The sequence below is a fragment of the Mycobacterium sp. genome (assembly GCF_025965855.1).
Taxonomy (GTDB): Bacteria; Actinomycetota; Actinomycetes; order Mycobacteriales; family Mycobacteriaceae; genus Mycobacterium.
Genome location: NZ_JAOPWB010000059.1, coordinates 1 through 3745, shown reverse-complemented (window position 1 = coordinate 3745; position 3745 = coordinate 1). Strand labels below are relative to the sequence as shown.

3 protein-coding genes and 1 pseudogene are annotated in these 3745 nt (G+C 70.5%); 2 read left to right on the top strand and 2 right to left on the bottom strand.

The window, feature by feature from the left end:
- Both JWP83_RS04325 and trmB read right to left on the bottom strand, forming a co-directional pair.
- On the bottom strand, positions 1–682 hold a 682-nt coding region (locus tag JWP83_RS04325; protein ID WP_297726282.1), incomplete at its 3' end, for an NYN domain-containing protein.
- A gap of 13 nt (positions 683–695) precedes the next feature.
- Positions 696–1526 (bottom strand): tRNA (guanosine(46)-N7)-methyltransferase TrmB, encoded by an 831-nt coding sequence (gene trmB / locus JWP83_RS04320; RefSeq protein ID WP_297726279.1) that lies wholly within the window; start codon positions 1524–1526, stop codon positions 696–698.
- 236 nt (positions 1527–1762) lie between these two features.
- On the opposite strand from trmB, the gene JWP83_RS04315 reads away from it, so the two are divergent.
- Complete coding sequence (locus JWP83_RS04315) at positions 1763–2857, top strand: hypothetical protein (protein WP_297726276.1); 1095 nt, start codon at positions 1763–1765, stop codon at positions 2855–2857.
- A pseudogene (locus tag JWP83_RS04310) lies at positions 2854–3745 on the top strand (hypothetical protein); the annotation flags it as partial. The gene JWP83_RS04315 and the pseudogene JWP83_RS04310, both read left to right, overlap by 4 nt.

The following is a 3745-nucleotide window of genomic DNA, read 5'->3' as shown; positions in this document are numbered from 1 at the left end:
GCAGCCACGCACCTTGTTCAGGCAGCGAATCCAAGCCGATTCGCGGCAACGGTTCCCGGAAGACGCCGCTGATGTCCTCCAGGTCGACGAAGTCCAAGGTATCCGACGCTAGCGCCCAACTGGCATGTTCGCGAAATCCGATCACCTGGACAGGAATCCCGGTGCGGGCGATTTCTTCCAGCGGTTGACGGAAGGCCTGACCGTCCGCGGAAGCCACCACCAGCGCCGCGAGTCCTTCCTGATGGCGCTGTGCGATGTGGGCAAGCATGTCACGGTCGACGTCGCTGTCCTCGTCGATCTTCGGCTTGGCGAAGACCGCGAACCCCACGTTACGCAACGCGTCGACCCAGGGTCGGACGACGTCGGCGCTGCCGGGAGCGATGTTGGTGAAAACGGTGGCCTCGGGCTCGATGACGACGCCAGGACGGGCCGAGCTGGCCTCCGCGGTTCGCGCCAGCAGCCAGCGACCTAGGGCGTCGAAGCGAGGACGTTCGATGGCCGTCGGGCGGCGGCCCAGGATGGAGCCGAGGCCCATGTCGAGGTTGGGAGCGTCCCAGACCAGCAGCACGCGTCCGGCCGGCGGTTGGAAGCTGCTCAGGCCCTCGGCAGACAGAACCGCCGGTGATTCCAGCGGTTCCGATGTTGCTTGTGATGCTGCTGTCGCCTCTTCTGTCAGGCTCATTCTCATCGCCTACTCATCGTCGAAGCCAGATGAATTCGTTCACGGCGCTGCCCGCTTCTTTGGCCTTGGTCTCGTACTTGGTGGTGGGGCGCACGACCGAGATCGGCAGCCGGCTCCCCGGGTCGACTCGACACAGCCGAGGTTCTCCATCGCCGGCTTCGGCGATGTGCTCGGCGTAGCCCGGATGGTCCGTCGCGGCGTGCAGGACACCACCGGGGAGTAGCCGGTCGGCGATCAGGCCAATCGTGCTCGGTTGCAGGAACCGGCGTTTGTGGTGACGGGCCTTCGGCCAGGGATCGGGAAAGAAGACGCGGACCCCGGTCAGCGAGCCCGGCGCAATCAGGCGGTCCAGCACGTCGATGCCGTTCCCACGGATCAGCCGGATGTTGCCAACCTGCTCGCGGTCGATCGCGGACAGCAGCTGCGCCAGGCCCCGCCGGTAGACTTCCACCGCAATCACGTCGATGCCGGGCTCGTCCTTGGCCATCGCGAGGGTGGATATGCCGCTGCCGCAACCGATTTCGAGCACAAGCGGCGCCTGCCGGCCGAACCATGCGCGGATGTCCAGCGGCTCCGGAGGCCGGGGGACTCCGCCAGGGGGAGAACCGACCGAGATGCCGAGCTTCGGCCACCGCCGCTCCCAGGTCTGGCGCTGGGCCTCCGACAGCGCGGAACGCCGCGAGCGGAAACTCGTGGCCGGGAGGTGGCGCGGTCGGAGGCGGTCCGAATCGGTCGGCTCCGGTGTTGGGGGTTCTCCCGTCTCCAGGCCAGCCTCCGCTCGCACCGGCGCGTCGGGACACGTCCCGACCCCGGGTTGCGCATGCATTTGTCCATGGTGGCCCATGAACCCCCGATGTTGCCGCCCCTAGTCCAGATTGATACCCAACAGTTGCCTTCGGCTGCTAACAGTTAGACGGTGGCTCGCATCTCGGTGACGCAGATGCCACCATTCGGTGAGACCGATCGGGATCCGGCCCGGCAAACGGGTCCAGCCTCCGCGACGGCCTCGCATCCGGCGGGGGCTAAGCCTTCTGAGCCGGGCCGGCCCGATTCGGGCCTATCGGATCGGACGGGTAGGACATGGCGGGACAAGGGCACAAAATGTTCGTCGACGAGCTGGCGCGCTTTGCTGCCGGCCGCGCCGACCCGCGCGTGACGGCGATCGCCGAGCGAGCCGCCGCGCCGCTGCGGGTGGTCGTACGCGGACGCCGCGGAGTGGGTTGCGGCACCGTGGCGCGCGCCCTGGACCGCGCCGGAATCGCGTCGGGGATATCGGCGACGACGCGGTCGGCGCCGCCGGCCACCGGTGTTGACGTGGTCGTCTACGTCACCGCGGAGGTGATCAAACCCGAGGACACCGAAGCCATCGCCGCCGCCGGGCGCCCGGTGCTCGCCGTGCTGAACAAGGCCGACCTCGCCGGCTCCCGCTCCGGCCGGGCCGGTCGCGGACCGATCGTGGCGGCGCGCGTGCGCTGCGCGAACCTTGCCGCGCTGGTCGGTCTGCCGGTAGAGCCGATGAGCGGTCTGCTCGCGCTCGCGGCGCTCGACGGCCTGGACGGCGCGCTCTGGGAGGCGCTGCGGACGCTCGCCGCCCATCCCGGCGGTGCCACCTGCCTCGACGGCTCGTTTGCCGGGTTCCTGGCGGCGGAAAACCCGGTGCCGACCGATGTGCGGCTGCGCTTGCTCGACACCCTGGACCTGTTCGGGACCGCCCTCGGCATCGCCGCGGCCCGGCAGGGCAGGACGCCGGCGCAGGTTCGCGCCCTGCTGCGCCGGTTGAGCGGTGTCGATGCCGTCCTGAACAAGATCTCGGTCGTCGGCGCGGAGGTGCGCTACCGGCGGGTGCTGCGGGCCGTCGCGGAATTAGAGGCCCTGGCCGTCGCTCGGGACCAGACCGGCGAGGCAATCAGCGGCTTCCTGTCCAACGACGACACGGTGATCGCCCGCATGGCCGCCGCCGTCGACCTGGCCGAGGCCGCCCGGCTCGACCCCGGCAGCGACGACAGCGACGATCCGGCGGCCCACCTGCCACGGGCGGTGCGCTGGCAGCGCTACAGCCTTGGCAGGCTGGGCCCGGTGAGCGATCTGCACGGCGCCTGCGGCGCGGACATCGCCCGGGGATCGCTGCGGTTGTGGTCGCAGACCTGCGGGTCGCTGCCCGGGGAGCCTCGGTGAGCGCCCAGGATCCGGCCGCCCAGGTGGACGCGTTGGTGGCGACGATCGGGCCCAGGCTGGATTCGCCCGGCATCAACCGCCGCGACGTGGTGTTGGTGACCGGCCCGTGGATGGCCGGCGTCACCGCGGTGGTCGCGGCACTGCGCGAACGGCTGCCGCAGCACAAGTTCGTCGAGTCCGCGGAGATGGGGCCCGGCGATGCGCCGATCGCGGTGGTGTTCGTCGTCTCCGCGGCGGCGCAGTTGACCGGATCCGACTGCGCGCTACTGGATGCCGCCGCCGAGCACACCGACGTCGTCGTCGCCGTGGTGTCCAAGATCGACCTGCACCGTAATTGGCGCGACGTCCTCGCCGCCAACCGCGACACCCTGGCCGCGCACGCGCCGCGCTACGAGCAGGTGCCCTGGGTGGGTGCCTCCGCCCTGCCCGACCTGGGCGCCCCGAGCGTCGACGACTTGGCGCAGGCCGTCGCCCCGCAACTCGCCGCGTCCGACATTCCACGGCGAAACAGGCTGCGCGCCTGGGAATTCCGGCTACAGACGGTCGCGCAGCGCATCGACCGCGACGCCGAGGGCGCCGGCCGGCGGGCGCGGGTTGACGCGTTGCGCGAAGAGCGCAGCGGGGCGCTGCGGCAGCGGCGCCAGTCGAAAACCGAGCGCACCATCACGCTGCGCGGCCAGATTCAGCAGGCCCGCGTCCAGTTGTCCTACTTCGCGCGCAACCAGTGTTCGTCGGTGCGCACCGAGCTGCAAGAGGACGCCGGCGGTCTGTCCCGGCGGAAGATGGCCGGCTTCACCGAGTACACCCGCGGCCGCGTCGACGAGGTGGTGACCGAGGTGAGCGAGGGAACCGGCACCCGCCTCGCCGAGGTCGCGCAGGTGTTGGGTG

Excerpts from the sequence above, each read along its gene's own strand:
- JWP83_RS04315 (WP_297726276.1), top strand. The coding sequence starts at position 1,763 with ATGGCGGGACAAGGGCACAAAATGTTCGTCGACGAGCTGGCGCGCTTT.
- trmB (WP_297726279.1), bottom strand. The coding sequence starts at position 1,526 with ATGGGCCACCATGGACAAATGCATGCGCAACCCGGGGTCGGGACGTGT.